Origin of the sequence: Burkholderia sp. AU33545 (genome assembly GCF_020419685.1) — a bacterium.
Taxonomy (GTDB): Bacteria; Pseudomonadota; Gammaproteobacteria; order Burkholderiales; family Burkholderiaceae; genus Burkholderia; species Burkholderia diffusa.
Genome location: NZ_JAIZRQ010000001.1, coordinates 45,855 through 72,181, shown reverse-complemented (window position 1 = coordinate 72,181; position 26,327 = coordinate 45,855). Strand labels below are relative to the sequence as shown.

The following is a 26,327-nucleotide window of genomic DNA, read 5'->3' as shown; positions in this document are numbered from 1 at the left end:
TCGCGCTCCGGTCAGGCCGCCGCGAGCGCCTGGCGCAGCGCGGCCAGCACCGGTGCACCGTCCGGCCGCACGCCGCGCCAGATGAAGAACGATTCGGCCGCCTGCTCGACCAGCATCCCGAGCCCGTCGGCCGTGCGCGCGCCGAGCGACGCCGCATGCTGCATGAACACGGTCGGCTGCGCGCCGTACATCATGTCGTACGCGAGCGTGCCCGGGCCGAACGCGGCCGCGTCGCACTCCGGCAGCGCCGCGTCGAGGCTGCCGGCCGTCGCGTTGACGATCACGTCGTACGGCTCCGCACGCACGGTGTCCGGGCCGCCGCCCGACAGCACGCAGCCCGCATCGTGCGCGGCCTGCGTGAACTGACCGACGAGCGCCTCGGCCTTGCTCGCGGTGCGGTTCACGATCGTGATCGACAGCGGCGCGCGCTCGAGCATCGGCAACACGACGCCACGCGCCGCGCCGCCTGCGCCGAGCAACAGGATGCGCGCACCCGCAAGCGACACGCCGAGGTTCGATTCGATGTCGCGCACGAGACCCACGCCGTCCGTGTTGTCACCGTAGATGCGGCCGTCGGCTTCGATGCGCAGCGTGTTCACCGCGCCCGCCGCCGCCGCGCGCGGCGACAGTGTATCGGCGAGCGCATGCGCGTCGAGCTTGAACGGCACCGTCACGTTCGCGCCGCGTCCGCCTTCGGCGACGAACGCGCGCACGGCGGCCCCGAAGCCGTCGACCGGCGCGAGCCGGTGCTCGTAGACGATCGCCTCGCCCGTCTGCGCGGCGAACTGCGCGTGGATGAACGGCGACTTGCTGTGCGCCACCGGATTGCCGAACACCACGTAGCGGTCGGCGCCGCTCGTCGACGCGGCTGCGTTCATGATGCGCGCCCCTCTTCGCTTTCCTGGCCGGTGCCGTTCGCGGCCTCGCCGTCTTCGACCGCCGCGCCGTCCGCTTCGGCGAGTGCCTCGGCCTCGGTTTCGGCCGACGCGTCTTCCGCATCGACCAGCGTGTCGTCGCCGCCTTCGGTCTCGTCTTCGTCTTCGGCCGCGTCGCCGCTCGTCACGGTCGGCGCGTCAAGCACGTTCAGCAGTCGCACCGACGCCTCGATCGTCAGCTCGTCGAGCGACATCACGTCGAGCAGCACGCGCGTGCCGCGCGCATGCACGCCGAGCCCCGGCACATGCAGCAGCAGCGGAATTTCCTCGAGGCGCACCAGGTCGCCCTTCACGACGCTCGCGACGACCTGCTTCTTCTGCTCCTGCGCGAGCCAGCGCAGGCACCAGAAGTACTCCATCCGGCGCTGGTAGTCGGCGTAAGCGGTATAGGTGTCGTCGAAGCCCTGCACGACCGCGTACAGGTCGGCGTCCTTCGGCTTGAACGGCGCGGCGAGCTTGGCCGTGACGCCGTGCTGCACGCATGCGAGCAACTGCCACTGGTTCACCAGGTCGACATAGCGGCGCAGCGGCGACGTGCTCCACGCGTACTGAGCGACACCGAGGCCTTCGTGCGGCGCGGCCGTCGTCTGCATCCGCGTGCGCTTCGGGCCCGGCGCGCCGAAGCCGCGCTGCGAGCGGTAGATGCCCGGCACCGTGTGATCGTGCAGGAACGCGCCCCACGTCGAGTTCGCGAGGATCGCGAGCTCCGACACGATCAGGTCGAGCGGCGACCCGCGGCGGCGCGGCGTGATCGTCACGTGCTCGCCTTCGACGTAGAAGTTGTAGTCGGTGTTGCGCTGCACTTCGCGCTTCAGGCCATAGCCCGCGCGCGCGACCTGGCGCTTCTCGAACAGCGCCTGCGCGAGCGGCCACAGCACGGCGATGTCGTCCTTGTGCGGGTAGTCGCCGGTGCCGGCCGCGAGCGTCTCTTCATTGACGAGCTCGTCGAGCGTGTTGTGGCGCAGGTTGTTCTTCACGAACACGAGTTCGGCACGCGTCTCGTTCGCGACGATCTCCTGCGTCTCGCGGTTGACGATGATGTACAGCGACAGCGCCGGACGGTAATCGCCTTCCTTCAGCGTGAACACGTCGACGACGTCGTCCGGCAGCATCGTGATCTTGTCGCCCGGCATGTAGACGGTCGACAGGCGTGCGCGCGCGATCGCGTCGACCGCGTCGCCGCGCACGATGCCGAGCGCCGGCGCCGCGATGTGCACGCCGATCCGCACGCGACCGTCGGACAGGTGTTCGACCGAGAACGCGTCGTCGATTTCGGTCGTCGTGATGTCGTCGATCGAGAACGCCTCGACGTCCGCGCGCGGCAGGTCGTCCGGCAGCGGGCCGACCGTGACGGCGGGGAAGCCCGTGCCGTGCGGGAAGAATTCCGCGAGGAAGCGCGCCTCGTGCAGCGCACGCGGCGACGCGATGCCGCCGCAGTCGAGCATCAACCGCGCCGGCGACACGCCGCGCGCCCCGGCCGCCGCTTCCATCGCCTTGTATTCGATCGCGTTCTTGTCCGGCCGCGTCAGCAGCCCGAGCACCTTGCCCGCGAACGCTTCCGGCAGCTTGCCGGCCTTCAGTTCCTCTTCATACTGCGCCTGGACGAGCGCCTGCTGACGCTTGCGCTCGAGCGACGCGAGCGCCATCTTGAGCTGATCTTCCGGCGCCCGCTGATACTGGCCGCGCCCCTTGCGGCGGAAGTAGACGGGCGAGCCGTGCAGCCGCAGCACCAGCGCCGCGCGCTCGACCGGGCCATAGGTCGCGCCGAAATATTCCGAGGCCAGCGCCGTATACGCGAACTCCTCGGCCGGCGCGCATTCCCACAGGAAATCCAGGTCGATCTGCTGCGCGGCCGTGTCGGCTTCCTGCATCAGCTCGCCGGCGGCCGGCTTCTCGAATTCGATCAGCACGTCCTTTGCACGCACCTTCGCGCGCCGCCCGCCGGGCAATTCGACCTGAAACGCGTCGCCCTGGCGCGACAGCACGCTGCCCGCCTTGAAACTGCCCGATTCCTCGAAGAAAACGTTCACTCAGTACTCTCGTTCAGACTGCCGGGCGCCGCATCGGCGGCGCCGCATGATGATGGGAATTCGATCGGCATGACGCCGGGTTCATGACGTTCTTTCGTCGCAAAAGGCGAGAACGTCGTCGATATAGTCGGCAAATTCACTGATTCCATGATCGCTGCCTTCGATCACGCGCGTTTTCGCGCCCGGGTAATGGGCGAGCATCTCGCGGTAGTCCAGCACTTCGTCGCCAGTCGCCGCGAACAGATAGTAGCGTTCGGGCCGCGAAATCGCCGGCACGCGCAGCGCATCGAGCTCGTGCAGGTGACGGCGTTCGACGACGATCGACCCGCCGCCGTGCCACAGCGGCTGTTCGCCCAGATACTGTTCGAGGTCGCGCTGCGGCACGATCGCCGGATTCAGCACCACCGCCTTCCAGCCGTGCTTTTCGGCGAGCCAGGTTGCGTAGTAGCCGCCGAGCGAGCTGCCGATCACCGTCACGTCGCGCGCACCGGCCACCTCGGCTTCCGCGACGGCGATCGCCTCGAGCGGCGATACCGACAGCGACGGGCAGCGCCACTCGTGCGTGCGACCGAGTTCGGCCATGCGCGCGGCGAGGAGCCGCGACTTCTGCGACTCCGGCGACGACCGGAATCCGTGCAGGTACAGGATCACGCGCGGCTCCCGAGCGCGTCGAGCAGCTTCTGGTGCACGCCGCCGAAGCCGCCATTGCTCATCACGAGCACGTGGTCGCCCGGGCGCGCGGCCTCGACGACCGATTTCACCAACAGGTGGAGATCGTCGAACGCGCGGGCCTTGTCGCCGAGCGGCGCGAGCGCGTCACCGAGGTTCCAGCCGAGCGCGTCGCGCCCGGTCGGGGCACCGTAGCCGAACACCAGGTCGGCGTCGGCGAGGCTTGCCGGCAATTGCGCCTTCATCACACCGAGCTTCATCGTGTTCGAACGCGGCTCGAGCACGGCGAGAATGCGGGAATTTTGGCGGCCGATGCGTGCACGAAGGCCGGCGATCGTCGTTTCGATCGCGGTCGGATGGTGCGCGAAGTCGTCGTAGACGGTCACGCCGTCCACGCTGCCGCGCACTTCCATGCGCCGCTTCACGTTGCGGAACGATGCGAGGGATTCGGCGGCCTGCGCGGGCGGCACGCCGACGTGGCGCGCGGCGGCGATCGCCGCGAGCGCGTTCATCCGGTTGTGGTCGCCCTGCACCTGCCACGCGACTTCACCGACGCGCTCGGCCTGCGCGTACACCGCGAAACGCTCGTCGACCGGCACGCCGTCTTCGGCCGGGAGCGCCTGCCAGCCGCCGTCGACGCCGAAGCGCTCGACCTCGCTCCAGCAGCCGCGCGCGAGCACGCGCTCCAGCGCGTCCGAGCGGCCGTTGGTCACGATCCGGCCGACGCCCGGCACGGTGCGCACGAGGTGATGGAATTGCGTCTCGATCGCGGCGAGATCCGGGAAGATGTCGGCGTGATCGAATTCGAGATTGTTGAGCACCGCGGTGCGCGGCCGGTAGTGGACGAACTTCGAGCGCTTGTCGAAGAACGCAGTATCGTATTCGTCGGCCTCGATCACGAAGAAACTCGAATCGGTCAGCCGCGCCGACACACCGAAGTTCAGCGGCACACCGCCGATCAGGAAGCCCGGGTTCAGGCCGGCATCTTCCAGCAACCACGCGAGCATCGACGACGTGGTCGTCTTGCCGTGCGTGCCCGCGACCGCCAGCACCCATTTACCGGCCAGCACGTGCTCGCCGAGCCATTGCGGGCCCGATACATACGGCAGGCCGCGATCGAGGATCGCCTCCATCAGCGGGTTGCCGCGCGTGACGACGTTGCCGATCACGAACAGGTCGGGCTTCAGCTCGATCTGCTCGGCGCCGTAGCCCTCGATCAGCGTGATGCCCTGCGCCTCGAGCTGCGTGCTCATCGGCGGATAGACGCCCGTGTCGCAACCCGTCACCGTGTGGCCCGCCTCGCGCGCGAGCACGGCGAGACCGCCCATGAAGGTGCCGCAGATGCCAAGAATGTGGATGTGCATAGATGAATGCTTTCGCGCCGCCGGGCGCCGTCGATTCGGAAAGGAAGGTCTGCGGCACGCCGGACAGGCCGCCCGGCCAACGACTTTCGCCGCGACACAAAGACCGTCATTGTAACTGACGGCCCGCCCTGCCCGGCGGCCCGAACGATGGATCCGAACGCCGCGCGGCGCGGCGGGCGGCACCCGGCCGCACCGCGTTCGGCCGTGGCGGCGATCGAGTATGATTGCCGGATCATGTCTCGCAAACCTCTTGTCGACCCGCGGCGCGCCCGCGAGGAAATTGCCCAGTCCGCCGCCCGCCTGATCGCGGAGGACGGCCTCGATTACGCCAGCGCGAAACGCAAGGCCGCGCGCCAGTTGTTCGGCGATACGCGCGTTGCCGGCGAATGGCTGCCTGATAACGATCTGATCGAGGAAGAACTGCGCGAGTACCTCGCCCTGTTCCAGAGCGACACGCAGCCGGACGAGCTGCGCCGCCTGCGCGAGATCGCGCTCGACTGGATGCGCCGGCTCGCCGAGTTCAATCCGTACGTGACGGGCGCGGTGCTGAACGGCACCGCGAACGCGCATTCGGACATCCATTTGCAGATATTCACCGACAACCCGAAGGACGTCGCGATCTATCTGCTGAACCAGAACGTTCAGTACGACGTGTCCGAAACGCGGCATTTCGCCGGTCGCGCCGACGTCGAGACGCTCAGCTTCCTGTGGCGCCCGCGGCGCGACGTGGACGCGATCGGCATTCACGTCGCGCTCTACGCGAGCGACGACCTGCGCGGCGCGGTCAAGGCCGACGCCCGCGGCCGGGTCGCCCGGGCCGACGCCACCGCGTTGCGCGCGCTGCTCGAGGCCAGCAACGCCCCTTCCGAACCGGAATGATTCAACGATGATGATGAAACGCATGTTGGCGCTCGCGGTGGTCGCGGCCGCCGCCGTCGCCGGCGGAATCGCCGCCGGCCATTGGTTCCGCGGCGGCAGCGCCGATGACGGCGTCGCCGTCGCCGCACCCGCCGCGAACGGCAGCCCGGTCGACCAGCTCTGGGCCGCGTCGCTGACCGGTGTCGACGGCAAGCCGGCGTCGCTCGCTTCCTTCAAGGGCCAGAAGGTCGTGGTCAATTTCTGGGCGTCATGGTGCGGTCCGTGCGTCGAAGAGATGCCGGAGCTCGTCGCGCTGTCGCACCAATACAAGCAGAAGGGGATCCGTTTCATCGGGATCGGCGTCGATTCCGACCAGAACGTGAAGAACTTTCTGCAGAAGGTGAAGGTCGACTATCCGGTTTTCGTCAGCGGTTATGCGGGCGCCGATCTGGCCCGTAATTTTGGAAATACCGCCGGCGCGCTGCCGTTTACGGTCGTCATCGACGAAACCGGCAAGATTCGCGAGACAAAATTGGGACAAATCCAACCGGCCGAGCTGAAAAAGACCCTCGACGCGTTGTGATCGCCCTGAACGGCTGCCTGCGCGTTGGCGGCGATTTGTGCGTCGATCGCCGCAATTTCACGTGAATTCGCTGATACTTTGCGGCCGCACCGGTAATTCTTGCAGGTCCGGCGCGCCCGGCCGTTCGGCAAAACTAGACAAATTTCTCTAAATAGCGCTAAAGTTCGCGCAATTCCGCAGAAATAGAAGCGACCATGACACGATTGCTGGTGCTGCACGGCCCCAACCTGAACCTTCTCGGCACCCGGGAACCGGAGGTGTACGGCCGCGTCACGCTCGCGCAGATCGATCAAGCGCTTGCCGCGCGGGCGCAGGAGGCCGGCGCCGAACTGTCGTCGTTCCAGAGCAACCATGAAGGCGCGCTCGTCGACCGCATCCAGGCCGCGCGGGAGGAACAGACCGATTTCATCCTGATCAATCCCGCCGCGTATACGCACACGAGCGTCGCGATCCGGGACGCGATCGCCGGCGTTGGCATCCCGTTCGTCGAGGTTCATCTGTCGAACGTGCACCGCCGCGAAGCCTTCAGGCATCACTCCTACTTTTCCGACCAGGCCGAAGGCGTGATCTGCGGGCTCGGCTGGAAAGGTTATCTGTACGCGCTCGAGTACGCGCTCGACAAGCTGCAAGGCGCGTCGCGCGGCTGATTTCGCGATCTAGATTCAGCGCCGGTCCCACCGGCGCTTTCACGTATTGAAAGGGGAATTCCCGATGGATCTTCGTAAGCTGAAAACTCTGATCGACCTCGTCTCCGAATCCGGCATCTCCGAGCTGGAAGTGACGGAAGGCGAAGGCAAGGTGCGTATCGTCAAGAACGCGCCGCCGGTCTATGTCCAGCCGACGGGCGGATTTGCCCCGCAGGTCAGCGCGCCGGCCCCGGCGGTCGCGCTGCCGGCCGAAGGCGCGGCTGCCGCGCCGGCCGCGGGCGCCGCTGCTGCGCCCGCCGTGCCGCAAGGCCACGTCGTGACGTCGCCGATGGTCGGCACGTTCTATCGCGCGCCGTCGCCGGGCGCGGACCCGTTCGTCCAGGTGGGCGACACGGTCAAGGAAGGCCAGACGATCTGCATCATCGAAGCAATGAAGCTGCTCAACGAGATCGAATCGGACAAGGCCGGCGTGATCAAGGAAATCCTCGTCGAGAACGGCCAGGCCGTCGAATACGGCCAGCCGCTTTTCGTGATCGGCTAAGTCCGCCGCGCGGCCTGCGGGCCGCGCGCCGCCGATGCTCGCCAGGCGCCGTTCGCGCGCCCCTCGAAGAGACGAATACTCGCTATGTTTGAAAAAATCCTCATTGCCAACCGCGGTGAAATCGCGCTGCGCATCCAGCGCGCGTGCCGCGAACTCGGCGTCAAGACGGTGGTCGTCTACTCGGAAGCCGACAAGGAAGCCAAGTACGTGCGCCTCGCGGACGAAGCCGTCTGTATCGGCCCGGCCCCGTCGAACCTGAGCTACCTGAACATGCCGGCGCTGATCAGCGCCGCGGAAGTCACCGATGCCGAGGCGATCCACCCCGGCTACGGCTTCCTGTCGGAGAACGCCGACTTCGCGGAACGCGTCGAGCAGTCGGGCTTCACGTTCATCGGCCCGCGCCCGGAAACGATCCGCATGATGGGTGACAAGGTCACCGCGAAGCAGACGATGATCAAGACCGGCGTGCCGTGCGTGCCGGGCTCGGAAGGCGCGTTGCCGGACGATCCGAAGGAGATCGTGAAGATTGCGCGCGCGATCGGCTATCCGGTCATCATCAAGGCGGCGGGCGGCGGCGGCGGGCGCGGGATGCGCGTCGTGCACACCGAGGCCGCGCTCGTCAACGCGGTCAACATGACCCGCGAGGAAGCCGGCCGTGCGTTCGGCAACCCGCAGGTGTACATGGAGAAGTTCCTCGAGAACCCGCGCCACATCGAGATCCAGGTACTGTCGGACGCGCACAAGAACGCGATCTGGCTCGGCGAGCGCGACTGCTCGATGCAGCGCCGTCACCAGAAGGTGATCGAGGAAGCGCCGGCGCCCGGCATTCCGCGCCGCCTGATCGAGCGCATCGGCGACCGCTGCGCGGACGCGTGCAAGAAGATGGGCTATCTCGGCGCGGGCACGTTCGAATTCCTGTACGAGAACAACGAGTTCTACTTCATCGAGATGAACACGCGCGTGCAGGTCGAGCATCCGGTGTCGGAGCTGATCACGGGCGTCGACATCGTCCAGGAACAGATCCGCATCGCGGCCGGCGAGAAGCTCGCGCTGCGCCAGCGCGACATCCAGTTCCGTGGACATGCGATCGAATGCCGGATCAACGCCGAAGATCCGTTCAAGTTCACGCCGTCGCCGGGCCGGATCACGTCGTGGCATACGCCGGGCGGTCCCGGCGTGCGCGTCGATTCGCATGCGTACAATGGCTATTTCGTGCCGCCGAACTATGATTCGATGATCGGCAAGCTGATCACCTACGGCGCGACGCGCGACCAGGCGATCCGCCGGATGCGCATCGCGCTGTCGGAGATGGTCGTCGAAGGCATCCAGACCAACATCCCGCTGCACCGCGAGCTGATGATCGACTCGAAGTTCGTCGAAGGCGGCACCAGCATCCATTACCTCGAAAACCGGCTCGCGCAGAAGCAGCAGGTCGCACCGGAAGAAGCGTAAGCATGAGTTATCGCGAACTCGTCGTCGAACTGGCCCGTGAGCATGCGGAGGCGCTGTCCGACGCACTGCTCGACCTCGGCGCGCTGTCGGTGTCCGTCGAGGACGCCGACGCCGACACGCCCGACGAACAGCCGCTCTTCGGCGAGCCGGGCCTCGTGCCCGAACGCACCGCGTGGCAGCACTCGCGCGTGATCGCGCTGCTGTCGCCCGATCACGAGCCGGCCGTGCTGCTCGCGGCGGCCGCGAACGAGATCGGCATCGCCGATACGCCGAAGTTCGACGTGCGCGAAGTCGAGGAGCAGGACTGGGTGCGGCTCACGCAGTCGCAGTTCGAGCCGATTCCGATCGGCGAGCGGATCTGGGTCGTGCCGTCGTGGCACGACGCACCCGACCCCGACGCACTGATCCTCGAACTCGACCCCGGTCTCGCATTCGGCACGGGCAGCCACCCGACCACGCGCCTGTGCATGGAATGGCTCGAACAGTCGGTCAAGCCCGGCCAGTCCGTGCTCGACTACGGCTGCGGCTCGGGCATCCTCGCGATCCTCGCGAAGAAATGCGGGGCGAACCCCGTGGTCGGCATCGACATCGATCCGCAAGCGGTCGAATCGGCGCGACAGAACAGCGAACGCAACCATGCAGAAGTGACGTACGGGCTGCCCGACGCGTGCCCGGGCGGAGAATTCGACATCGTCGTCGCCAACATCCTGTCGAACCCGCTGAAGCTGATGGCGTCGATGCTCGCATCGAAGGTGAAACCGGGCGGGCGCATCGCGCTGTCGGGCGTGCTCGCGCGCCAGGCGGACGAAGTCGCGGCCGTCTATGCGCGCTATGTCGACATCTCGGTCTGGCGCGAACACGAAGGTTGGGTATGCCTCGCCGGAACGCGGCGGGAAAGCCATTAGAATAGCGCTGTCCTTCACTTTGGCCAGCAGGCCGCCCGGCTCGACATGCTTCTTGCGACGCGCTGCCCTCATTGCGAAACCGTCTTCCGGCTGCAGCAGGAACAGCTCTCGCTGCATGACGGGCTCGTGCGCTGCGGACACTGCCATCAGGTCTTCAACGCGTCGCAGTCGCTCGTTCCCGAACCGGCACGGCAGCCCGAGCCGGCGCTGACCGAAGCGGCACCGGCCGGGCCGGCCGCCGCCGAACCGCAACACGAAGCCGCGCCCGTGCGGCTCTTCACCACCGACGCACCGGTCGAGCCGGCGCCCGGTTCCGACTACAAGCCCGAAGGCTGGGACATGTGGGCGCCGTGGCTCGATGCCGGCGTCGACCCATCCCTGCAGCACAACGTACAGACCGTGCGCACCGAGCCGCTGGTGCCGCTCGCGCTGCCGGCCATGGACGCCGGTGTCGTCCACCTCTCCGGCACGCCCGCCCCGATCGCATCGGCCCCCGCCGAACTGCACGCTGTCGCGTCGGCCGAGCCGGACTTGGCGGGGCACGAAACCGATTCATCCGGCACGTCGCGGGCCACGGCATCCGCCGAACCCGACCTGCGCGAACCGCGCTTCGTCGCGCACACGCCGTCGGCCACCGACGCGGACGAACCCATCGGCAACGCGCACTTCTCCGTACCCGACGACGAACACGCACCGCGCGAACCGCGCTTCGCATTCACGCCGGCGCAAGCCGTCCCTGAATACGATGCCAACGCCGACGCGCGCGCCGCCGGACCGGCCGCGGCCGCCAGCGAAACGGCTGCCCAACCGGCCGCCAGATCGGCCGCGCCCTTCCCCGCCACACTGGCCGACGACGATCGCCCGCACTTCGCCGTGACCCGCGAGACGCGCGCGCCCGAGCGACGCGGGATGCTCGGCGGCTTTTTCGGCGGACTCGTCGCTGCCGCGCTCGCGGTGCTGCTCGTCGCGCAACTCGCGTGGTGGCAGCGCGAAACCGTGATGATCTACTGGCCGGTCACGCAGGGCTGGTTCCGGCAGGCGTGCGCGCCGCTCGGCTGCACGGTCACGCCGCCGCGCGCGATCGACGGCCTGCGGCTCGACGCGGCCGACCTGCGCCAGCTCGACGGCCCGCGCGTGCTGGAGTTGAAGGTACCGCTGACGAACCGCTACCGCGTCGCACTCGCCTATCCGTCTCTCGAGCTGACGCTGCTCGACGACACGAATCACGTGACCGTGCGCCGCGTGCTTGCGCCGCGCGACTACGTCCGCCCGGGCACGCCGATCGACGCCGGGCTGCCGCCCGGCACGACGCGGACGATGGTCGTCCGTCTCGACACGAACGGCGCGCCCGCCTCGAATTTCCGCGTCCAGATCTTCTATCCGTGACGCCCCGCGGCGCGTGCATGCGCGCCGTCTCAACCCGCGCGCCGCAGCGGCGCGCTATTTCGGAGCACGAACATGAGCAAAGTTACGCTGGGTGGCAACCCGATCGATCTCGCCGGCACGTTCCCGGCCGTCGGCTCGCAAGCCCCCGACTTCAAGCTGGTCGGCAAGGACCTCGCCGATCTGTCGCTCGCCAGCTTCGCCGGCAAGCGCAAGGTGCTGAACATCGTCCCGAGCCTCGACACGCCGACCTGCGCGACGTCGACCCGCAAGTTCAACGAAGCCGCGTCGTCGCTCGACAACACCGTCGTGATCGTCGTATCCGGCGACCTGCCGTTCGCCGCCACGCGCTTCTGCACGACGGAAGGCCTCGCGAACGTCGTGACGGCTTCGACGTTCCGCGGCGCCCGCGCGTTCGCGAACGCGTACGGCGTCGACGTGACGAGCGGCCCGCTGAATGGCCTGACGGCCCGCGCGGTCGTCGTGCTCGACGCGCAGGACAAGGTGATCCACGCGGAACTCGTCGGCGAGATCAAGGACGAGCCGAATTACGACGCAGCGCTCGCCGCACTGAAGTAACCCGCTGCCACCCGGCCCTGCCGCGCGAGGCCCGACGGCCTCGGCGCACCGGCCGGGCGGCCGCTTCCTTTTGCTCTCTACAGGAACGCACGCCTTGACTACGCTGATTTGCGGCTCGCTCGCCTACGACAACATCATGACCTTCGAAGGCCGGTTTCGCGAGCACATCCTGCCCGACCAGGTTCACCTGCTGAACGTGAGCTTCCTCGTGCCGACGATGCGTCGCGAATTCGGCGGTTGCGCGGGGAACATCGCTTACGCGCTGCACATGCTCGGCGGCGACGCGCGCATCATGGCGACGGTCGGCGCGAACGACGCCGATCGCTATCTCGAGCGTCTCGACAGCCTCGGCCTGTCCAAGGCCAGCGTGCGCGTGGTGCCCGAAACGCATACCGCGCAGGCGATGATCACGACCGATCTCGAGAACAACCAGATCACCGCATTCCACCCGGGCGCGATGATGCAGTCGCACCTGAACCGCGCGGACGAAGTGTCGGGCGTGAAGCTCGGCATCGTCGCGCCGGACGGCTTCGACGGGATGGTCCAGCACGCCGAGCAATTCGCGAAGGCCGGCATCCCGTTCATCTTCGATCCGGGCCAGGGTCTGCCGCTGTTCGATGGTGCGACGCTGCGCCGCATCATTGAACTCGCGACCTTCGTCGCGGTCAACGACTACGAAGGCAAGCTCGTCAGCGACAAGACGGGCTGGTCCGAACAGGAAATCGCCAGCCGGGTTCATGCGTTGATCATCACGCGCGGCGAGCACGGCGCCACCATTCTTCACAAAAACGGCGAAGAACAGATTCCGGTTGTGCAAGCCGAGCGTGTCGTCGATCCGACCGGCTGCGGCGACGCCTTCCGGGGCGGCCTGCTGTACGGCATCGAGAATGGCCTCGACTGGGCAACGACGGGCCGCCTCGCGAGCCTGATGGGCTCGATCAAGATCGCCCACCAGGGGCCTCAAACTTACGCACTGACGCGCGCCGAAATCGACGCGCGTTTCGAGGCTGCCTTCGGGTACAGTCTCAAATGAATATTGTGGGAGAGTAAAAATGTTGACCAAGAAAACCCTCACGCTCACCGCCATGCTGACGGCCACGCTCACGCTCGCGGGCTGCTTCACGGCGCCGGGCTCCGCAGATGTCTATAGCGTCGGCCAGGCGCAGCGCGAACAAACCGTTCGCATGGGCACCGTCGAGAGCGTCCGTGCCGTGCGCATCCAGTCCGACGGCGGCGGCAGCGCGATCGGCACGCTCGGTGGCGGTGCGCTCGGCGCGGTCGCGGGCAGCGCGATCGGCGGCGGCAAGGGGTCGATCCTGACGGCCATCGCGGGCGGTCTCGTCGGCGCGGTCGCGGGCAACGCGGTCGGCGAAAACCTCAGCACGGCGAACGGTGTCGAAATCACCGTGCGCCTCGACAACGGCGACCTGCGCTCGATCACGCAGGCGGCGAGCGGCGAAATGTTCCGCGCCGGCGAGCGTGTGCGACTGCTGTCGAGCGGCGGCGTCACGCGCGTCACGCACTAACGAGCATCCTCAGCACGCGGCGCAAGCCGCGGTCGAACGCATGTGCGAAGCTGCACATGCGTTTTTTTTCGTTCGTGCCCGGCAACCGGTCGACACATCGATGAATACGGACGAAAAAAATCCCGCCACCTGAGCCAGATGGCGGGACCGATTGAGTAGCGCTACTCAACCCGCGGACACCACGTGAGTGTCCGGGTGGTACTGGTCAGCCGCGATTACGGACGGCTGCCGGTCGGGAACGGCCATGCCGCTGCCGGGTTGAGCGCGGTCTTCACGCCCGATGCCGGCGCGACCGATGCGGTCGACGCGGTGGTTGCCGGTGCAGCCTTCTTCACGACGGCCTTCTTCGGAGCAGCAGCCTTCTTCGCAGGGGCGGCGGCCTTCGGTGCGGCAGCAGCCTTCGGTGCGGCGGCAGCCTTCTTGGCAGGCGCAGCCTTCTTCGCAGGGGCAGCCTTCTTCGCAGCAGCCTTCTTCGCAGGCGCAGCCTTCTTGGCGGCAGCCTTCTTCGCCGGTGCTGCCTTCTTCGCAGCAGCCTTCTTAGCCGGTGCTGCCTTCTTCGCAGCAACCTTCTTCACTGCGACCTTCTTCGCAGCAACCTTCTTCGCTGCGGCCTTCTTCGCCGGTGCTGCCTTCTTCGCGGCAACCTTCTTCACCGCGACTTTCTTCGCAGCGACCTTCTTGGCTGCAACCTTCTTCGTTGCGACCTTCTTTGCCGCGACCTTCTTCGCAGCGGCCTTCTTCGCCGGTGCTGCCTTCTTCGCGGCAACCTTCTTCACCGCGACCTTCTTCGCAGCAACCTTCTTCACTGCAGCGGCCTTCTTCGCCGGAGCAGCAGCCTTCTTCGCAACGGTCTTCTTGGCAGCGACCTTCTTAGCAGCCGGTTTCTTCTTGGCAGTAGCCATGTTGTTCTCCTTCAGGTTCAGATGAGAGTCAGTTCAAACTACACCCTTCGTCAAAACCCGCTTCCCGCGGACGCTGTTCAGGACGTGCGCTTCGAAGCGGGCTATTCATCGGCGTACGCGGATACCACGCGCTTACGCTAATGAATACGGTATGGCGCGCGTGACCCCATGGCCTCGCGCGCCAAATCAAGTCGGTAGCCGGCGCACCTCGCGCCGCTACCCCTAATCGCTTGATCAAGCGGACCGCCACACGGCTGCCCGCTTTTTCCGGAGGGAAGTTTGCCCATCCCACTGAAGGGTTCGCAAAGTGCCGATCATGTCGTTGGGCCGTTAAGGCACCGGGCATGCTTTGCATCAGGCGTTCTTGCTCCTAAACCTTGGGCCGGGGCCGAGAGGCCGCCGGCTGCTCCATCATGTGACGGGTTCGCTGCTGCGGGTTATTCCCAGGACAGCGCACCGCCCGTCTGATACTCGATCACACGCGTCTCGAAGAAGTTGCGTTCCTTCTTCAGGTCGATCATCTCGCTCATCCACGGGAACGGGTTTTCCTCGTTCGGGAACAGCGGATCGAGGCCGATCTGCTGGCAACGACGGTTGCTGATGAAGCGCAAATAGCTCTTGAACATCGACGCGTTCAGACCCAGCACGCCGCGCGGCATCGTGTCCTCGGCGTAGCGGTATTCGAGTTCGACAGCCTGCTTGAACAGCTCGCGGATCTCGGCACGGAATTCCGCGGTCCAGAGATGCGGGTTCTCGAGCTTGATCTGGTTGATCAGGTCAATGCCGAAATTGCAGTGCATCGACTCGTCACGCAGGATGTACTGATATTGCTCTGCAGCACCCGTCATCTTGTTCTGGCGGCCGAGTGCGAGGATCTGCGTGAAGCCGACATAGAAGAACAGGCCTTCCATGATGCAGGCGAACACGATCAGCGACTTCAGCAGCTTCTGATCCGCTTCGAGCGTGCCGGTCTTGAAGGCCGGATCCGTCAGCGTGTGGATGAACGGGATCAGGAATTCGTCCTTCGCGCGGATCGACGTGACCTCGTGGTACGCGTTGAAGATCTCGCCTTCGTCGAGACCGAGCGATTCGACAATGTATTGATACGCGTGCGTGTGGATCGCTTCCTCGAACGCCTGGCGCAGCAGAAACTGCCGGCATTCGGGCGCCGTGATGTGGCGGTACGTGCCGAGCACGATGTTGTTCGCGGCGAGCGAATCGGCCGTCACGAAGAAACCGAGGTTGCGCTTGACGATGCGGCGCTCGTCCTCGGTCAGACCGTTCGGGTCCTTCCACAGTGCGATGTCGCGGGACATGTTGATTTCCTGCGGCATCCAGTGGTTCGCGCAACCCGCCAGATACTTTTCCCACGCCCACTTGTACTTGAACGGCACCAGCTGATTGACGTCAGTCTGGCCGTTGATGATGCGCTTGTCGGCGACATTGACCCGCGCTTCCGAACCGCCAGCGGGAACAGCCGATGCTTGCGGCGGCACCGCAAGATCGCCTTCGAAAATGTCGCGGACCTGATGGGCGGCAGGCGTTGCAGCCTGCAGTCCGACAGCCATCCCTGCGGAGGTGCGCATCGCGTTTTGCTGCGCTCCGCTCGCGGGGGTTACGGCAGTCTTCTCGTCATCCCAGTTGAGCATAAATTCTCACCATCAATTTAGAACGGTTTGTACCATCTTTTCCTGAGCGATAAAAGGGTTCGCTCACGAAAAATCCTTTTTTCGATTCGCGTTGCGACCTCGATACAACACTTTGAGCAACGCATCGTCGTTCATGCAGAGCGCGACGCGTGTCACGCATGTATCGCGAGGTGCGCTCGACGCATCGAACGCTGATCGAAACGCGACGTCGTCGGGGATGTTTCGATCGCTTGTCACTGCCTGCAACGCAAGTGTCGCGTTACAGATTCCTTATCATTTTTTTAGTTGAGAGCGGCGCACACTTCAACCTCGATCGGTTGCCGTGCGCGCCGCCCGAACCTTCTTCAGGTCATGCGCGCCAGTGTTACTGGCAGGCTTCGCACTCGTCGAAGCCCGGATCGCCCGGACGCATCGTGCACACCGGACCATCTGCTTCGACAGGCGCCAGCGCCGGTGCCGCATTGACCGCGCCCGACGATGCATCGCCGCCCGCCGCACCGAAGCCGCCTGCCGCGCCTTGCGCGCCGCCGCTGCTCGAGCCGCCGCTCGTCGGCACTGCGTTCAGCGCGCCGTGTGCGACCGTCGACTTCTCGACGTGCGTCGCCGCCATCGTGCGGAGGTAGTAGGTCGTCTTCAGGCCGCGCAGCCATGCGAGCTTGTAGACCTCGTCGAGCTTCTTGCCCGACGCGCCGCCCATGTAGATGTTCAGCGACTGCGCCTGGTCGATCCACTTCTGGCGACGCGACGCCGCTTCGACCAGCCACGTCGGGTCGACTTCGAACGCGGTCGCGTAGATCGCGCGCAGGTCGGCCGGGATGCGGTCGATGCGCGACAGCATGCCGTCGAAGTACTTCAGGTCGGCGACCATCACTTCGTCCCACAGGCCGCGTTCCTTCAGGTCGCGAACGAGGTACTCGTTTACCACCGTGAATTCGCCCGACAGGTTCGACTTCACGTACAGGTTCTGGAAGGTCGGCTCGATACAGGCCGACACGCCGATGATGTTCGAGATCGTCGCCGTCGGGGCGATCGCGACGCAGTTCGAGTTGCGCATGCCGTGGGCGGCGATCCGCGAACGCAGCGTCGTCCAGTCGAGCGACTCGGACGTGTCGACCTCGACGTAGCCGCCGCGCGCTTCGGCCAGCAGCTTCAGCGTGTCCTGCGGGAGGATGCCGCGATCCCACAGCGAGCCGCGGTAGCTCGAGTAGCGGCCGCGTTCCTCGGCCAGTTCGGTTGACGCGTGGTACGCGTAGTAGCAGACGGCTTCCATCGAACGGTCGGCGAACTCGACCGCCGCTTCCGACGCGTACGGCGTGCGCAGCAGGTGCAGGCAGTCCTGGAAGCCCATGATGCCCATGCCGACCGGGCGGTGCTTCAGGTTCGAGTTACGCGCCTTCGGCACCGCGTAGTAGTTGATGTCGATCACATTGTCGAGCATACGCATCGCGACGCTGATCGTGCGCTTCAGCTTGTCGTGGTCGAGCGCGTAGCTGCCGTCTGCCTGCTTCACCAGGTGAGCGACCAGGTTCACCGAGCCGAGGTTGCACACCGCGATTTCGGTGTCGCTCGTGTTCAGCGTGATTTCCGTGCACAGGTTCGACGAGTGGACGACGCCGACGTGCTGCTGCGGCGAGCGCACGTTGCACGGATCCTTGAACGTGATCCACGGGTGGCCCGTCTCGAACAGCATGCCGAGCATCTTGCGCCAGAGCTGCGCCGCCGGGATCTTCTTGAACAGCTTGATCTCGCCGCGCGCGACCTTCTCTTCGTAAGCCGTGTAAGCCTTCTCGAAATCGGCGCCGAACTTGTCGTGCAGGTCCGGGCAGGTCGACGGCGAGAACAACGTCCAGTCGGCGCCTTCCATCACGCGCTTCATGAACAGGTCGGGAATCCAGTTCGCCGTGTTCATGTCATGCGTACGGCGGCGATCGTCGCCCGTGTTCTTGCGCAGCTCGAGGAACTCCTCGATGTCGAGGTGCCAGGATTCGAGGTACGCGCAGACCGCGCCCTTGCGCTTGCCGCCCTGGTTGACCGCGACGGCCGTGTCGTTCACGACCTTCAGGAACGGGACCACGCCTTGCGACTTGCCGTTCGTACCCTTGATATGCGAGCCGAGTGCGCGCACGCGCGTCCAGTCGTTGCCGAGACCGCCGGCGAACTTCGACAGCAGCGCGTTTTCCTTCAGCGCTTCATAGATGCCGTCGAGATCGTCCGCGACCGTCGTCAGGTAGCACGACGACAGTTGCGAGCGGTGGGTGCCCGAGTTGAACAGCGTCGGCGTCGAGCTCATGAAGTCGAAGCTCGACAGCACGTTGTAGAACTCGATCGCGCGCGTTTCGCGGTCGATCTCGTTCAGCGACAGGCCCATCGCAACGCGCATGAAGAAAGCCTGCGGCATTTCGATGCGGGTGCCTTCGACGTGCAGGAAGTAGCGGTCGTACAGCGTCTGCAGGCCGAGGTAGCCGAATTGCAGATCGCGGTTCGCGTCGAGCGCTTCGCCCAGACGCTTCAGGTCGAACTGCAGCAGCTTGTCGTCGAGCAGGCCGGCGTCGACGCCGCGCTTCAGGAACTGCGGGAAGTATTCGGCGTAGCGGGTCGACATCTCGGCCTGGAGCACTTCCTCGCCGAGGATCTCGCGACGGATCGTGTGCAGCAGGATGCGGGCCGTGACCTGGCTGTATGCCGGATCCTTTTCGATCATCGTGCGCGCAGCGAGGATCGCCGAGTCGTAGACCTGGCTCATCGGCACGCCGTCGTACAGGTTCTTCACCGTTTCGGCGACGATCGGGTCAGGGTTAACCGCAGCGCCGAGGCCGTCGCACGACGACACGATCAGCGCACGCAGCGCGTTCAGGTCGAGCGGACGCGTGACGCCGTTGTCGACGACGTTGATACCGGTGCTCGACTCGCCGCCCGCGGCTGCTGCTTCCTCGCCCGCATGCTGACGCTCCAGGTGACGCTTCTCGCGATACAGCACGTACGCACGCGCGACGTTGTGCTCACCGCCGCGCATCAGCGCGAGCTCGACCTGGTCCTGGATGTCTTCGATATGGAACGTACCGCCGTTCGGACGGCTGCGCACGAGCGCGCGCACGACGTTGTGCGTCAGTTGCTCGACGAGTTCGCGTACGCGCGCCGATGCCGCGCCCTGCCCGCCGTTGACGGCCAGGAAAGCCTTGGTCACCGCAATCGCGATCTTCGAAGGCTCGAACGACACCACGCTGCCGTTGCGGCGGATCACCTTGTAGTCGGCGAACGTGGCCTGCGGCGCGAGCGCCTGCGCGCCCTGTTCGGTCCCGCCGAGCGGACGGCTCGAGGCGCTCTCGTACTGGGACGTCGCGTTGTCGGTGGTTTGCATGTGCAAAGCTCCTGGTGTTGGATGGTGCGGAGAGAACCGCGGATTAAAACGAACGCTGCGCAATGGCGTGCGCGAGCGGTAAGAGGCGAGCGATGCGTCGGGGAAGCCGGTTCGGTCGATGCGCGACAACCGTTCCGGTCGTGTGCTTCGTCATGTGTACCCTGCCCCGTCGAAGTTCGCTGCGCTTGATCGCGACGCCCGGACCGCCCGGCCTGGCGCGCCGCCCTGAGAACCCTGTCCGCCGGCGTTGCCCGCCGGCCGGTGCCGCTCGGGTTTCCCCTGCGACACACACTATATCTAGTACAGAACCGCTCAACTGGCACCAAGTATAGTGGACATTCGGACGAGGTCAAAACGGATAATTTGCGATGGAGGTCTTGACATCGCTCGCGCGCAGACACGACAAGGCATTGGTCGGAGAAAAAACTTTCCCCGGTCAAAAAACCCTGCGCTCAGTGCTGACGGAAAGGAAAGTATTCGGCGGAAAAGCCGGCATCGCCCGCGAAGCGTTGCCAATCGAAGTGCGGACCCGGGTCGGTCTTGCGGCCCGGCGCGACGTCGGAATGCCCGGCCACTGCATCGATCGGGTAGCGCGCGGCGAGCGTGCGCGCGAGCACGCCGAGCGTCGCGTACTGCGCCGCGTCGAACGGCACGTCGTCCGCGCCTTCGAGCTCGATGCCGATCGAGAAGTCGTTGCAGCGCGGCCGGCCGAAGAACTCGGACGCGCCCGCATGCCAAGCGCGCTCGTCGCACGACACGAACTGCACGAGCTCACCGTCGCGACGAATCAGGAAGTGCGCGGACACGCGCACGCCGCGCAGATGGCTCTGGTAATAGGGGTGCGCATCGCAATCGAGGCGATTCAGGAACAGCGCCTCGATCGCGTCGCCGCCGAACTCGCCGGGCGGCAGGCTGATGTTGTGGACGACGACGAGCGTCGGCACCGCGCCTGCGGGCCGCGCCTCGAAATTCGGCGACGGCGCGTGGCGCGCTTCGCGCACCCAGCCGTGCGCGTCGACCGACAGCAGCGCTGCGTCGCTCATCGGGCGTCGCGGCCGCTCGCGTGTGCGCCGTGGCGCTGCGCGTGCTCGGTGCTGCAGAAATATTCGCCACCCGCGGCGACGGCATCGCCCTTCGGCGTATGCACGCCGCATTCGGCGCAGCGCACCATCGGTTCGGGCAGCGAGCGCGCATCGCCGTTCGGGCGTGCCGTCCCGGCGCCGCCGGAACCGGGTGCGCCATCAAAGCCGCCGCCGCGGCCGGTGCGCGCCTGTGCGTGCTCCTGGGCCTGGCGCAGCTTGCGCGTGAGCCACGAACCCGCGAAGAAGAGAAGAATCAGGAGAAGAATCTGTCGCATCGGAGACCTGCGTTCAAACCACGGAGCGGTGCAGCAGCACCTCGAAAACGAACCGGCTGCCGACATACGCGAGCAGCAGCGCGGCAAACGACACGAGCACCCAGCGCGCGGCGCCGCGTCCACGCCAGCCCGACGTCTTGTGGGCGACCAGCAGGCCGCCGAACATCAGCCACGACAGCACCGCGAACACGGTCTTGTGATCGAGCCGCAGCGCGCGCGCATCGATCTGCTCGCTGAACAGGATCCCCGACGCGAGCGTCAGCGTGAGCAGCACGAAGCCGGCGCCGATCAGGCGGAACAGCAGTTTCTCGAGCGTGAGCAGCGGCGGCAGTGTCTCGAGCCAGCTCGCGATCCAGCCGGTCGAGCCGTCGCGCCCGCCGCTCCTCAGCGACTGCAGGCGCCGCTCGACCATCAGCATCAGGACCGCGTGCAGCGCGGCGATCGCGAAAAGGCCGTACGCGATGTTCGCGATCAGGAAGTGCATCTTGAACAGCGGCGCTGCGGCATAAGGCAGCACCCGCACGCCGCCGAACACGAGCGGCAGCAGCGACGCGCCGCACGCGAGCGGCAGCACCAGCAGGCGCAGGCTGTCGAGCGGGAAGAAGAAGCTCTCGATCCAGTAGATGCCGGCGCCGAGCCAGAACATCGCGGACAGCGCGAACGCGAAGCCGAAGATCATCGCGTCGTTCGGAAAAATGGTCATGTGCAGCAGCACGCCGTGCGCGACGAGCGCCGCGAACAGCAGCGCGCGGCCGGCCCCGCTCATCCCCGACGCGGCGAACGCCGGAACCGGCACGGCCGGCACGCTCGCGACGAGCGAGGTCGCGCCCTGGCGGTGGGTGCGCCAGCCTGCGACGGCGAGGCCGCCGTACAGGAATGCGGTGAGGGCATACAGTACAATATCCATGTTCGAAGTTTACACTAGGCCCCCTTCCCGCGACGGCTCCCTTTGTTCGGTTCCGTTGCGCCTTCGGGCCCCACTGTCCATCGCTCCCCATGCTCGACAATCTCACTCAACGGATGGCGCGCGTCGTCAAGACGCTGCGCGGCGAGGCCCGGCTCACCGAGGCGAACACCCAGGAGATGCTCCGCGAGGTGCGTCTCGCGCTGCTGGAAGCCGACGTCGCGCTGCCCGTCGTCCGCGAATTCATTGCCAAGGTCAAGGAAAAGGCGCTCGGCGAGGAAGTGATCAGCAGCCTGTCGCCAGGTCAGGCGCTCGTCGGCGTGGTCCAGAAGGAACTGACCGCCGTGATCGGCGGCGACTACGAAGGCAAGGCCGCCGAGCTGAACCTTGCGGTCACGCCGCCCGCGGTGATCCTGATGGCCGGCCTGCAGGGCGCCGGCAAGACGACGACCGCCGGCAAGCTCGCGAAGCTGCTGCGCGAGAAATACAAGAAGAAAGTGCTGACCGTGTCGTGCGACGTGTATCGCCCGGCCGCCATCATGCAGCTGAAAACGGTGAGCGAACAGGTCGGCGCCGACTTCTTCCCGTCGACCCCGGACCAGAAGCCCGTCGACATCGCACTCGCGGCCGTCGACTGGGCGAAGCGCCACTACCATGACGTGCTGATCGTCGACACGGCCGGCCGCCTCGGTATCGACGAGGCGATGATGCAGGAAATCGCCGCGCTGCACGGCACGCTGAAGCCGGCCGAAACGCTGTTCGTCGTCGACGCGATGCTCGGCCAGGACGCGGTCAACACCGCGAAGGCGTTCAACGACACGCTGCCGCTCACCGGCGTCGTGCTGACCAAGCTCGACGGCGATTCGCGCGGCGGTGCCGCGCTGTCGGTGCGCCACATCACGGGCAAGCCGATCAAGTTCGTCGGCGTCGCCGAGAAGCTCGACGGCCTCGAGGTGTTCTACCCGGACCGGATGGCGAACCGGATCCTCGGCATGGGCGACATCCTCGCGCTCGTCGAGGAGGCGCAGCGCGGCGTCGACGTGCAGGCCGCGCAGAAGCTCGCCGACAAGGTCAAGAAAGGCGGCGACTTCGACCTGAACGATTTCCGCGCGCAGATCTCGCAGATGAAGAACATGGGCGGGCTGTCCTCGCTGATGGACAAGCTGCCCGCGCAATTCCAGCAGGCGGCGGCCGGCGCCGACATGGGCCAGGCCGAGAAGTCGATCCGCCGGATGGAAGGCATCATCAGCTCGATGACGCCGGCCGAGCGCGCAAAACCCGAAATCATCAAGGCGACGCGCAAGCGCCGTATTGCAGCCGGCGCGGGCGTGCCGGTGCAGGAAGTCAACCGGATGCTGAATCAGTACGACCAGATGCGTACGATGATGAAGAAGCTGAAGGGCGGCAACATGCAGAAGATGATGCGCGGCCTGAAGGGCATGATGCCCGGCATGCGCTGATTCCGCCCGCCGGTCGGCGCGCGGGTTTTTGCCGTAGCGCGCGCCGGCCGTTCTGCTTCATCCTTATTTGTATACCGACTGCCCGCCAGAACACATGAACCGCGAAGAAGCCCTCCACATTTTCGACCACTCCGAAGAGATCGTCTCGGCCGATGCCGTCAACGCATCGATCGCCCGGATGGCCGACGCGATCCGCGCCGACATCGGCGACGCGTTTCCCCTCGTGCTCTCGGTGATGGGTGGCGCCGCGGTGTTTACCGGGATGCTGCTGCCGCATCTCGATTTCCCGCTGGAGTTCGACTACATCCACCTGACCCGCTACCGCAACACCACGCAGGGCAGCCCGGAGATGCACTGGCGCGTCGCGCCGCGCGAATCGGTGAAGGACCGGATCGTGCTCGTGCTCGACGACATCCTCGACGAAGGCGAGACGATGGCCGCGATCCGCGACCGCATCCTCGACATGGGTGCAAAACGCTTCATGTCCGCCGTGCTGTGCGAGAAGACGCTCGCGAAGGCGAAACCGCTGCATCCCGACTTCTGCGGCTTCTCGGTGCCGGACCGCTACGTGTTCGGCTGCGGGATGGACGCAAAGGGCTACTGGCGCAATCTGCCGACGATCCGCGCACTGACCGCGAACGTCTGACCGCCCTGCCCGCTACAAAGAAAAGCGGCGCCCCGGTTTCCCGGAGCGCCGCTTTTTTTTCGTCGGCACGCGCCGCGCCGCCCGCGCTACAACTGGTGCACGAACGCCCGGATGCCGGCCAGCAGCATCTCGACCGAGATCGCGACGAGCACCAAACCCATCAGCCGCTCGAACGCCGCGACGGTCCGCTCGCCGAGCCACTGCTGGATCCGTTCGGCCAGCACCAGCGTGATCGCGCAGACGATCATCGTGACCGTCAGCGCGCCGACCCACTCGAACATCTTGCCCGGCGCCTGCGACGTCAGCAGCATCACCGTCGCGAGCGCGGACGGCCCGGCAAGCGCCGGAATCGCGAGCGGCACGATGAACGGCTCGCCCCCGGCGCGCGGATCGCTGCCGAGCGCGCCGTCCGGATGCGGGAAGATCATCCGCAGCGCGATCAGGAACAGCACGATCCCGCCGCCGAGCCGCAGCGACAGGTCGGTCAAGCTCATCATCCGCAGGAAGCGGTCGCCGACCACCATGAAGAACAGCAGGATCACGAACGCGATCCCCACTTCACGCAGGATCAGCTTCACGCGCCGCTCGCGCGGCACGTCCCGCATCGCCGTGATGAACAGCGGGATGTTGCCGAGCGGATCCGTGATCAGCACGAGGAGCACGGTGGCCGACAGGAAGGTGTATTCCACCGTGTTCCCCTGTTGTAGCGCTTAGCGCGCGAGCGCAGCGCGGATCTTCTCCGTCACCGTCGCCGCGGCGGCGTCGGCCGGCAGCAGCGTCGCTTCGGCGTCGCGGCGGCCCTGGTACTCGATCTTGCCTTCCTTCAAGCCGCGCTCGCCGATCACCAGGCGATGCGGCACGCCGATCAGTTCCCAGTCGGCGAACATCACGCCCGGGCGCTCGCCGCGATCGTCGAGGATCACGTCGATGCCGGCGGCGGTCAGTTCCGCGTACAGCTTGTCGGCCGCCTCGCGAACCATGTCGCTGCGATCGTAGCCCATCGGGCACAGCACGACCTCGAAGGGGGCGATCGACTCGGGCCAGATGATTCCGCGATCGTCGAAGTTCTGTTCGATCGCCGCGCCGAGAATACGCGTGACGCCGACGCCGTAGCAGCCCATCAGCATCGGCTGCGGCTTGCCCGATTCGTCGAGGAACGTCGCGCCCATCGCTTCCGAGTACTTGGTGCCGAGCTGGAACACGTGGCCGACTTCAATGCCGCGGCAGATGTCGATCACGCCCTTGCCGTCCGGCGACGGATCGCCCTTCTGCACGTTGCGCACGTCGGCAACGTCAGGCTCGGGCAGGTCGCGGCCCCAGTTCACGCCAGCGATGTGATAGTCCACCTCGTTTGCGCCGACGACGAAGTCGCTCATGTTCGCGACCGTGCGGTCCGCGATCACCTTCACGGGCTTCTTCGTGCCGACCGGGCCGAGATAGCCCGGCGGCGTGCCGAACCACTCGACGATTTCCTGCTCGGTCGCGAAGCGGTGGCTCTTCAGCCCCGGCAGCTTCGACACCTTGATCTCGTTCAGGTCGTGATCGCCACGCAGCATCACGAGCCAGATGGTCGGCTCGGCGCCTTCGTTGTCGGTCGCGAGCACGATCGATTTGATCGTGCGCTCGAGCGGGATCGCCAGCAGTTCGGCGACGGCTTCGCACTTCGCCTTGCCCGGCGTCGCGACCTTCTCCATCGCTTCGGCCGGCGCCGCGCGCTCGGCAATCAGCGGCAACGCTTCGGCCGCCTCGATGTTCGCCGCGAAGTCGGACGTCGGGCAGTAGGCGATCGCGTCCTCGCCGGTGTCGGCGATCACGTGGAACTCGTGGGAGAAGTTGCCGCCGATCGAGCCGCTGTCGGCAGCGACCGCGCGGAACTCGAGGCCGAGGCGCGTGAAGATGCGCACATATGCGTCATACATCTTGCGATACGACTCGTTCAGACCGGCCGCGTCCTTGTCGAACGAATACGCGTCCTTCATGATGAATTCGCGGCCGCGCATCACACCGAAGCGCGGACGAATCTCATCGCGGAACTTCGTCTGGATCTGGTAGAAGTTCACCGGCATCTGCCGGTAGCTCTTGATCTGGTTGCGCGCGATGTCGGTGATGACTTCCTCGTGCGTCGGCCCGATCACGAAGTCGTTGTCCTTGCGGTCCTTGAAGCGCAGCAGCTCGGGGCCGTACTGTTCCCAGCGCCCCGATTCCTGCCACAGCTCGGCCGGTTGCACGGCCGGCATCAGCAGCTCGATGGCGCCTGCCCGGTTCATTTCCTCGCGCACGATCGCCTCGACCTTGCGAATCGAACGCAGGCCGACCGGCAGGTAGTTGTAGATGCCGCCGGCGACGCGACGGATCATGCCGGCGCGCACCATCAGCTTGTGGCTGACGATCTCTGCGTCGGCCGGTGCTTCTTTGAGGGTGCCGATAAAGAAACGGGAAGCTTTCATGCGGACGGTTCCAAATACGGCGCCCCAAGGCGGGGCGCCCGAAAAAGTTTCAAGGTGAAAAAGCTGCGCGCGGCGAACAACGAGGGACGACGATGGCGCAGATGACGTAGCAGACTAATCAGGGACAATTCA

Annotated in this window: 25 protein-coding genes; 12 read left to right on the top strand and 13 right to left on the bottom strand. The window is 66.2% G+C overall.

Annotated elements, in window-relative coordinates:
• Nucleotides 1-11: 11 nt before the first annotated feature.
• The 4 genes from aroE to mpl form a co-directional block, all read right to left on the bottom strand.
• Nucleotides 12-878, bottom strand: coding sequence for a shikimate dehydrogenase (gene aroE, locus LGM71_RS00340; RefSeq protein WP_226113477.1), 867 nt, complete (start codon nucleotides 876-878; stop codon nucleotides 12-14).
• The gene (locus LGM71_RS00335) at nucleotides 875-2,965 is read right to left on the bottom strand and encodes an RNB domain-containing ribonuclease (protein ID WP_059608202.1); all 2,091 of its coding nucleotides are present in this window, start codon (nucleotides 2,963-2,965) and stop codon (nucleotides 875-877) included. Before LGM71_RS00335 ends, aroE begins: the two co-directional genes overlap by 4 nt.
• An 81-nt stretch (nucleotides 2,966-3,046) precedes the next feature.
• Nucleotides 3,047-3,616 (bottom strand): YqiA/YcfP family alpha/beta fold hydrolase, encoded by a 570-nt coding sequence (locus tag LGM71_RS00330; protein WP_059608201.1) that lies wholly within the window; start codon nucleotides 3,614-3,616, stop codon nucleotides 3,047-3,049.
• On the bottom strand, nucleotides 3,613-4,998 hold the full coding sequence (gene mpl / locus LGM71_RS00325; RefSeq protein WP_264160305.1) for a UDP-N-acetylmuramate:L-alanyl-gamma-D-glutamyl-meso-diaminopimelate ligase: 1,386 nt from the start codon (nucleotides 4,996-4,998) through the stop codon (nucleotides 3,613-3,615). The genes LGM71_RS00330 and mpl overlap by 4 nt, the downstream gene beginning before the upstream one ends.
• Before the next feature lie 234 nt (nucleotides 4,999-5,232).
• Between mpl and LGM71_RS00320 the strand changes: the two genes are divergently transcribed.
• From LGM71_RS00320 to LGM71_RS00275, 10 genes are all read left to right on the top strand, one after another.
• Entirely contained in the window at nucleotides 5,233-5,877 is a 645-nt protein-coding gene (locus LGM71_RS00320; RefSeq protein WP_059681884.1) for a hypothetical protein, read from the top strand.
• Between the two features lie 7 nt (nucleotides 5,878-5,884).
• Nucleotides 5,885-6,439, top strand: coding sequence for a TlpA family protein disulfide reductase (locus LGM71_RS00315; protein ID WP_059608199.1), 555 nt, complete (start codon nucleotides 5,885-5,887; stop codon nucleotides 6,437-6,439).
• Between the two features lie 194 nt (nucleotides 6,440-6,633).
• A complete protein-coding gene (gene aroQ, locus LGM71_RS00310) occupies nucleotides 6,634-7,086 on the top strand; it encodes a type II 3-dehydroquinate dehydratase (RefSeq protein WP_040143361.1) in 453 nt (150 codons plus the stop codon).
• Between the two features lie 64 nt (nucleotides 7,087-7,150).
• Nucleotides 7,151-7,627, top strand: a complete 477-nt coding sequence (gene accB / locus LGM71_RS00305; RefSeq protein WP_124624755.1) for an acetyl-CoA carboxylase biotin carboxyl carrier protein — start codon at nucleotides 7,151-7,153, stop codon at nucleotides 7,625-7,627.
• An 84-nt stretch (nucleotides 7,628-7,711) separates the two neighbouring features.
• Nucleotides 7,712-9,079 (top strand): acetyl-CoA carboxylase biotin carboxylase subunit, encoded by a 1,368-nt coding sequence (gene accC / locus LGM71_RS00300; RefSeq protein ID WP_059608197.1) that lies wholly within the window; start codon nucleotides 7,712-7,714, stop codon nucleotides 9,077-9,079.
• Between the two features lie 2 nt (nucleotides 9,080-9,081).
• The gene (gene prmA / locus LGM71_RS00295) at nucleotides 9,082-9,984 is read left to right on the top strand and encodes a 50S ribosomal protein L11 methyltransferase (RefSeq protein WP_226113475.1); all 903 of its coding nucleotides are present in this window, start codon (nucleotides 9,082-9,084) and stop codon (nucleotides 9,982-9,984) included.
• Nucleotides 9,985-10,029: 45 nt separating this feature from the next.
• Nucleotides 10,030-11,370, top strand: a complete 1,341-nt coding sequence (locus tag LGM71_RS00290; protein WP_226113473.1) for a DUF3426 domain-containing protein — start codon at nucleotides 10,030-10,032, stop codon at nucleotides 11,368-11,370.
• 72 nt (nucleotides 11,371-11,442) lie between these two features.
• Complete coding sequence (gene tpx / locus LGM71_RS00285; protein ID WP_059535219.1) at nucleotides 11,443-11,946, top strand: thiol peroxidase; 504 nt, start codon at nucleotides 11,443-11,445, stop codon at nucleotides 11,944-11,946.
• A 94-nt stretch (nucleotides 11,947-12,040) separates the two neighbouring features.
• On the top strand, nucleotides 12,041-12,979 hold the full coding sequence (locus tag LGM71_RS00280; RefSeq protein ID WP_226113471.1) for a carbohydrate kinase family protein: 939 nt from the start codon (nucleotides 12,041-12,043) through the stop codon (nucleotides 12,977-12,979).
• 19 nt (nucleotides 12,980-12,998) lie between these two features.
• Complete coding sequence (locus LGM71_RS00275) at nucleotides 12,999-13,472, top strand: glycine zipper 2TM domain-containing protein (protein ID WP_059608193.1); 474 nt, start codon at nucleotides 12,999-13,001, stop codon at nucleotides 13,470-13,472.
• A 215-nt stretch (nucleotides 13,473-13,687) separates the two neighbouring features.
• Here LGM71_RS00275 and LGM71_RS00270 read toward each other — a convergent pair whose 3' ends face one another.
• The 7 genes from LGM71_RS00270 to LGM71_RS00240 all read right to left on the bottom strand — a co-directional run bounded on the left by LGM71_RS00270 (nucleotide 13,688) and on the right by LGM71_RS00240 (nucleotide 21,645).
• Nucleotides 13,688-14,374 (bottom strand): histone H1-like DNA-binding protein, encoded by a 687-nt coding sequence (locus LGM71_RS00270; protein WP_059608192.1) that lies wholly within the window; start codon nucleotides 14,372-14,374, stop codon nucleotides 13,688-13,690.
• Between the two features lie 28 nt (nucleotides 14,375-14,402).
• Nucleotides 14,403-14,729, bottom strand: coding sequence for a hypothetical protein (locus tag LGM71_RS00265; protein ID WP_081334211.1), 327 nt, complete (start codon nucleotides 14,727-14,729; stop codon nucleotides 14,403-14,405).
• Between the two features lie 82 nt (nucleotides 14,730-14,811).
• Nucleotides 14,812-16,023 carry a ribonucleotide-diphosphate reductase subunit beta gene (locus LGM71_RS00260; protein WP_059535212.1) on the bottom strand — a complete coding sequence of 404 codons (1,212 nt, stop codon included), beginning with the start codon at nucleotides 16,021-16,023 and terminating at the stop codon, nucleotides 14,812-14,814.
• Nucleotides 16,024-16,387: 364 nt separating this feature from the next.
• Entirely contained in the window at nucleotides 16,388-19,381 is a 2,994-nt protein-coding gene (locus LGM71_RS00255) for a ribonucleoside-diphosphate reductase subunit alpha (protein WP_226113469.1), read from the bottom strand.
• A 452-nt stretch (nucleotides 19,382-19,833) separates the two neighbouring features.
• A complete protein-coding gene (gene ampD, locus LGM71_RS00250; RefSeq protein WP_059608190.1) occupies nucleotides 19,834-20,424 on the bottom strand; it encodes a 1,6-anhydro-N-acetylmuramyl-L-alanine amidase AmpD in 591 nt (196 codons plus the stop codon).
• Nucleotides 20,421-20,738, bottom strand: coding sequence for a PP0621 family protein (locus tag LGM71_RS00245; RefSeq protein ID WP_059608189.1), 318 nt, complete (start codon nucleotides 20,736-20,738; stop codon nucleotides 20,421-20,423). The genes ampD and LGM71_RS00245 overlap by 4 nt, the downstream gene beginning before the upstream one ends.
• Nucleotides 20,739-20,751: 13 nt before the next feature.
• Nucleotides 20,752-21,645 (bottom strand): inner membrane protein YpjD, encoded by an 894-nt coding sequence (locus LGM71_RS00240; protein WP_226113467.1) that lies wholly within the window; start codon nucleotides 21,643-21,645, stop codon nucleotides 20,752-20,754.
• An 89-nt stretch (nucleotides 21,646-21,734) separates the two neighbouring features.
• Here LGM71_RS00240 and ffh point away from each other — a divergent pair, with 89 nt between their 5' ends.
• A complete protein-coding gene (gene ffh, locus LGM71_RS00235) occupies nucleotides 21,735-23,102 on the top strand; it encodes a signal recognition particle protein (RefSeq protein WP_059608187.1) in 1,368 nt (455 codons plus the stop codon).
• 94 nt (nucleotides 23,103-23,196) lie between these two features.
• The gene (locus LGM71_RS00230; protein WP_059465332.1) at nucleotides 23,197-23,748 is read left to right on the top strand and encodes a hypoxanthine-guanine phosphoribosyltransferase; all 552 of its coding nucleotides are present in this window, start codon (nucleotides 23,197-23,199) and stop codon (nucleotides 23,746-23,748) included.
• Between the two features lie 86 nt (nucleotides 23,749-23,834).
• Here the strand turns inward: LGM71_RS00230 and LGM71_RS00225 are convergent, their stop codons facing one another.
• Together LGM71_RS00225 and LGM71_RS00220 are read right to left on the bottom strand one after the other, a co-directional pair.
• The gene (locus LGM71_RS00225; protein ID WP_012363042.1) at nucleotides 23,835-24,437 is read right to left on the bottom strand and encodes a MarC family protein; all 603 of its coding nucleotides are present in this window, start codon (nucleotides 24,435-24,437) and stop codon (nucleotides 23,835-23,837) included.
• 21 nt (nucleotides 24,438-24,458) lie between these two features.
• Nucleotides 24,459-26,195 (bottom strand): proline--tRNA ligase, encoded by a 1,737-nt coding sequence (locus LGM71_RS00220; RefSeq protein ID WP_226113458.1) that lies wholly within the window; start codon nucleotides 26,193-26,195, stop codon nucleotides 24,459-24,461.
• Nucleotides 26,196-26,327 lie beyond the last annotated feature (132 nt).

Bases quoted from the DNA above. Each gene is read 5' to 3' on its own strand.
- aroE (WP_226113477.1), bottom strand. From the start codon at position 878: ATGAACGCAGCCGCGTCGACGAGCGGCGCCGACCGCTACGTGGTGTTC.
- mpl (WP_264160305.1), bottom strand. From the start codon at position 4,998: ATGCACATCCACATTCTTGGCATCTGCGGCACCTTCATGGGCGGTCTC.
- LGM71_RS00320 (WP_059681884.1), top strand. From the start codon at position 5,233: ATGTCTCGCAAACCTCTTGTCGACCCGCGGCGCGCCCGCGAGGAAATT.
- LGM71_RS00315 (WP_059608199.1), top strand. From the start codon at position 5,885: ATGATGATGAAACGCATGTTGGCGCTCGCGGTGGTCGCGGCCGCCGCC.
- aroQ (WP_040143361.1), top strand. From the start codon at position 6,634: ATGACACGATTGCTGGTGCTGCACGGCCCCAACCTGAACCTTCTCGGC.
- accB (WP_124624755.1), top strand. From the start codon at position 7,151: ATGGATCTTCGTAAGCTGAAAACTCTGATCGACCTCGTCTCCGAATCC.
- accC (WP_059608197.1), top strand. From the start codon at position 7,712: ATGTTTGAAAAAATCCTCATTGCCAACCGCGGTGAAATCGCGCTGCGC.
- prmA (WP_226113475.1), top strand. From the start codon at position 9,082: ATGAGTTATCGCGAACTCGTCGTCGAACTGGCCCGTGAGCATGCGGAG.
- LGM71_RS00290 (WP_226113473.1), top strand. From the start codon at position 10,030: ATGCTTCTTGCGACGCGCTGCCCTCATTGCGAAACCGTCTTCCGGCTG.
- tpx (WP_059535219.1), top strand. From the start codon at position 11,443: ATGAGCAAAGTTACGCTGGGTGGCAACCCGATCGATCTCGCCGGCACG.
- LGM71_RS00275 (WP_059608193.1), top strand. From the start codon at position 12,999: ATGTTGACCAAGAAAACCCTCACGCTCACCGCCATGCTGACGGCCACG.
- LGM71_RS00270 (WP_059608192.1), bottom strand. From the start codon at position 14,374: ATGGCTACTGCCAAGAAGAAACCGGCTGCTAAGAAGGTCGCTGCCAAG.
- LGM71_RS00265 (WP_081334211.1), bottom strand. From the start codon at position 14,729: ATGCAAAGCATGCCCGGTGCCTTAACGGCCCAACGACATGATCGGCAC.
- LGM71_RS00260 (WP_059535212.1), bottom strand. From the start codon at position 16,023: ATGCTCAACTGGGATGACGAGAAGACTGCCGTAACCCCCGCGAGCGGA.
- LGM71_RS00255 (WP_226113469.1), bottom strand. From the start codon at position 19,381: ATGCAAACCACCGACAACGCGACGTCCCAGTACGAGAGCGCCTCGAGC.
- ampD (WP_059608190.1), bottom strand. From the start codon at position 20,424: ATGAGCGACGCAGCGCTGCTGTCGGTCGACGCGCACGGCTGGGTGCGC.
- LGM71_RS00245 (WP_059608189.1), bottom strand. From the start codon at position 20,738: ATGCGACAGATTCTTCTCCTGATTCTTCTCTTCTTCGCGGGTTCGTGG.
- LGM71_RS00240 (WP_226113467.1), bottom strand. From the start codon at position 21,645: ATGGATATTGTACTGTATGCCCTCACCGCATTCCTGTACGGCGGCCTC.
- ffh (WP_059608187.1), top strand. From the start codon at position 21,735: ATGCTCGACAATCTCACTCAACGGATGGCGCGCGTCGTCAAGACGCTG.
- LGM71_RS00230 (WP_059465332.1), top strand. From the start codon at position 23,197: ATGAACCGCGAAGAAGCCCTCCACATTTTCGACCACTCCGAAGAGATC.
- LGM71_RS00220 (WP_226113458.1), bottom strand. From the start codon at position 26,195: ATGAAAGCTTCCCGTTTCTTTATCGGCACCCTCAAAGAAGCACCGGCC.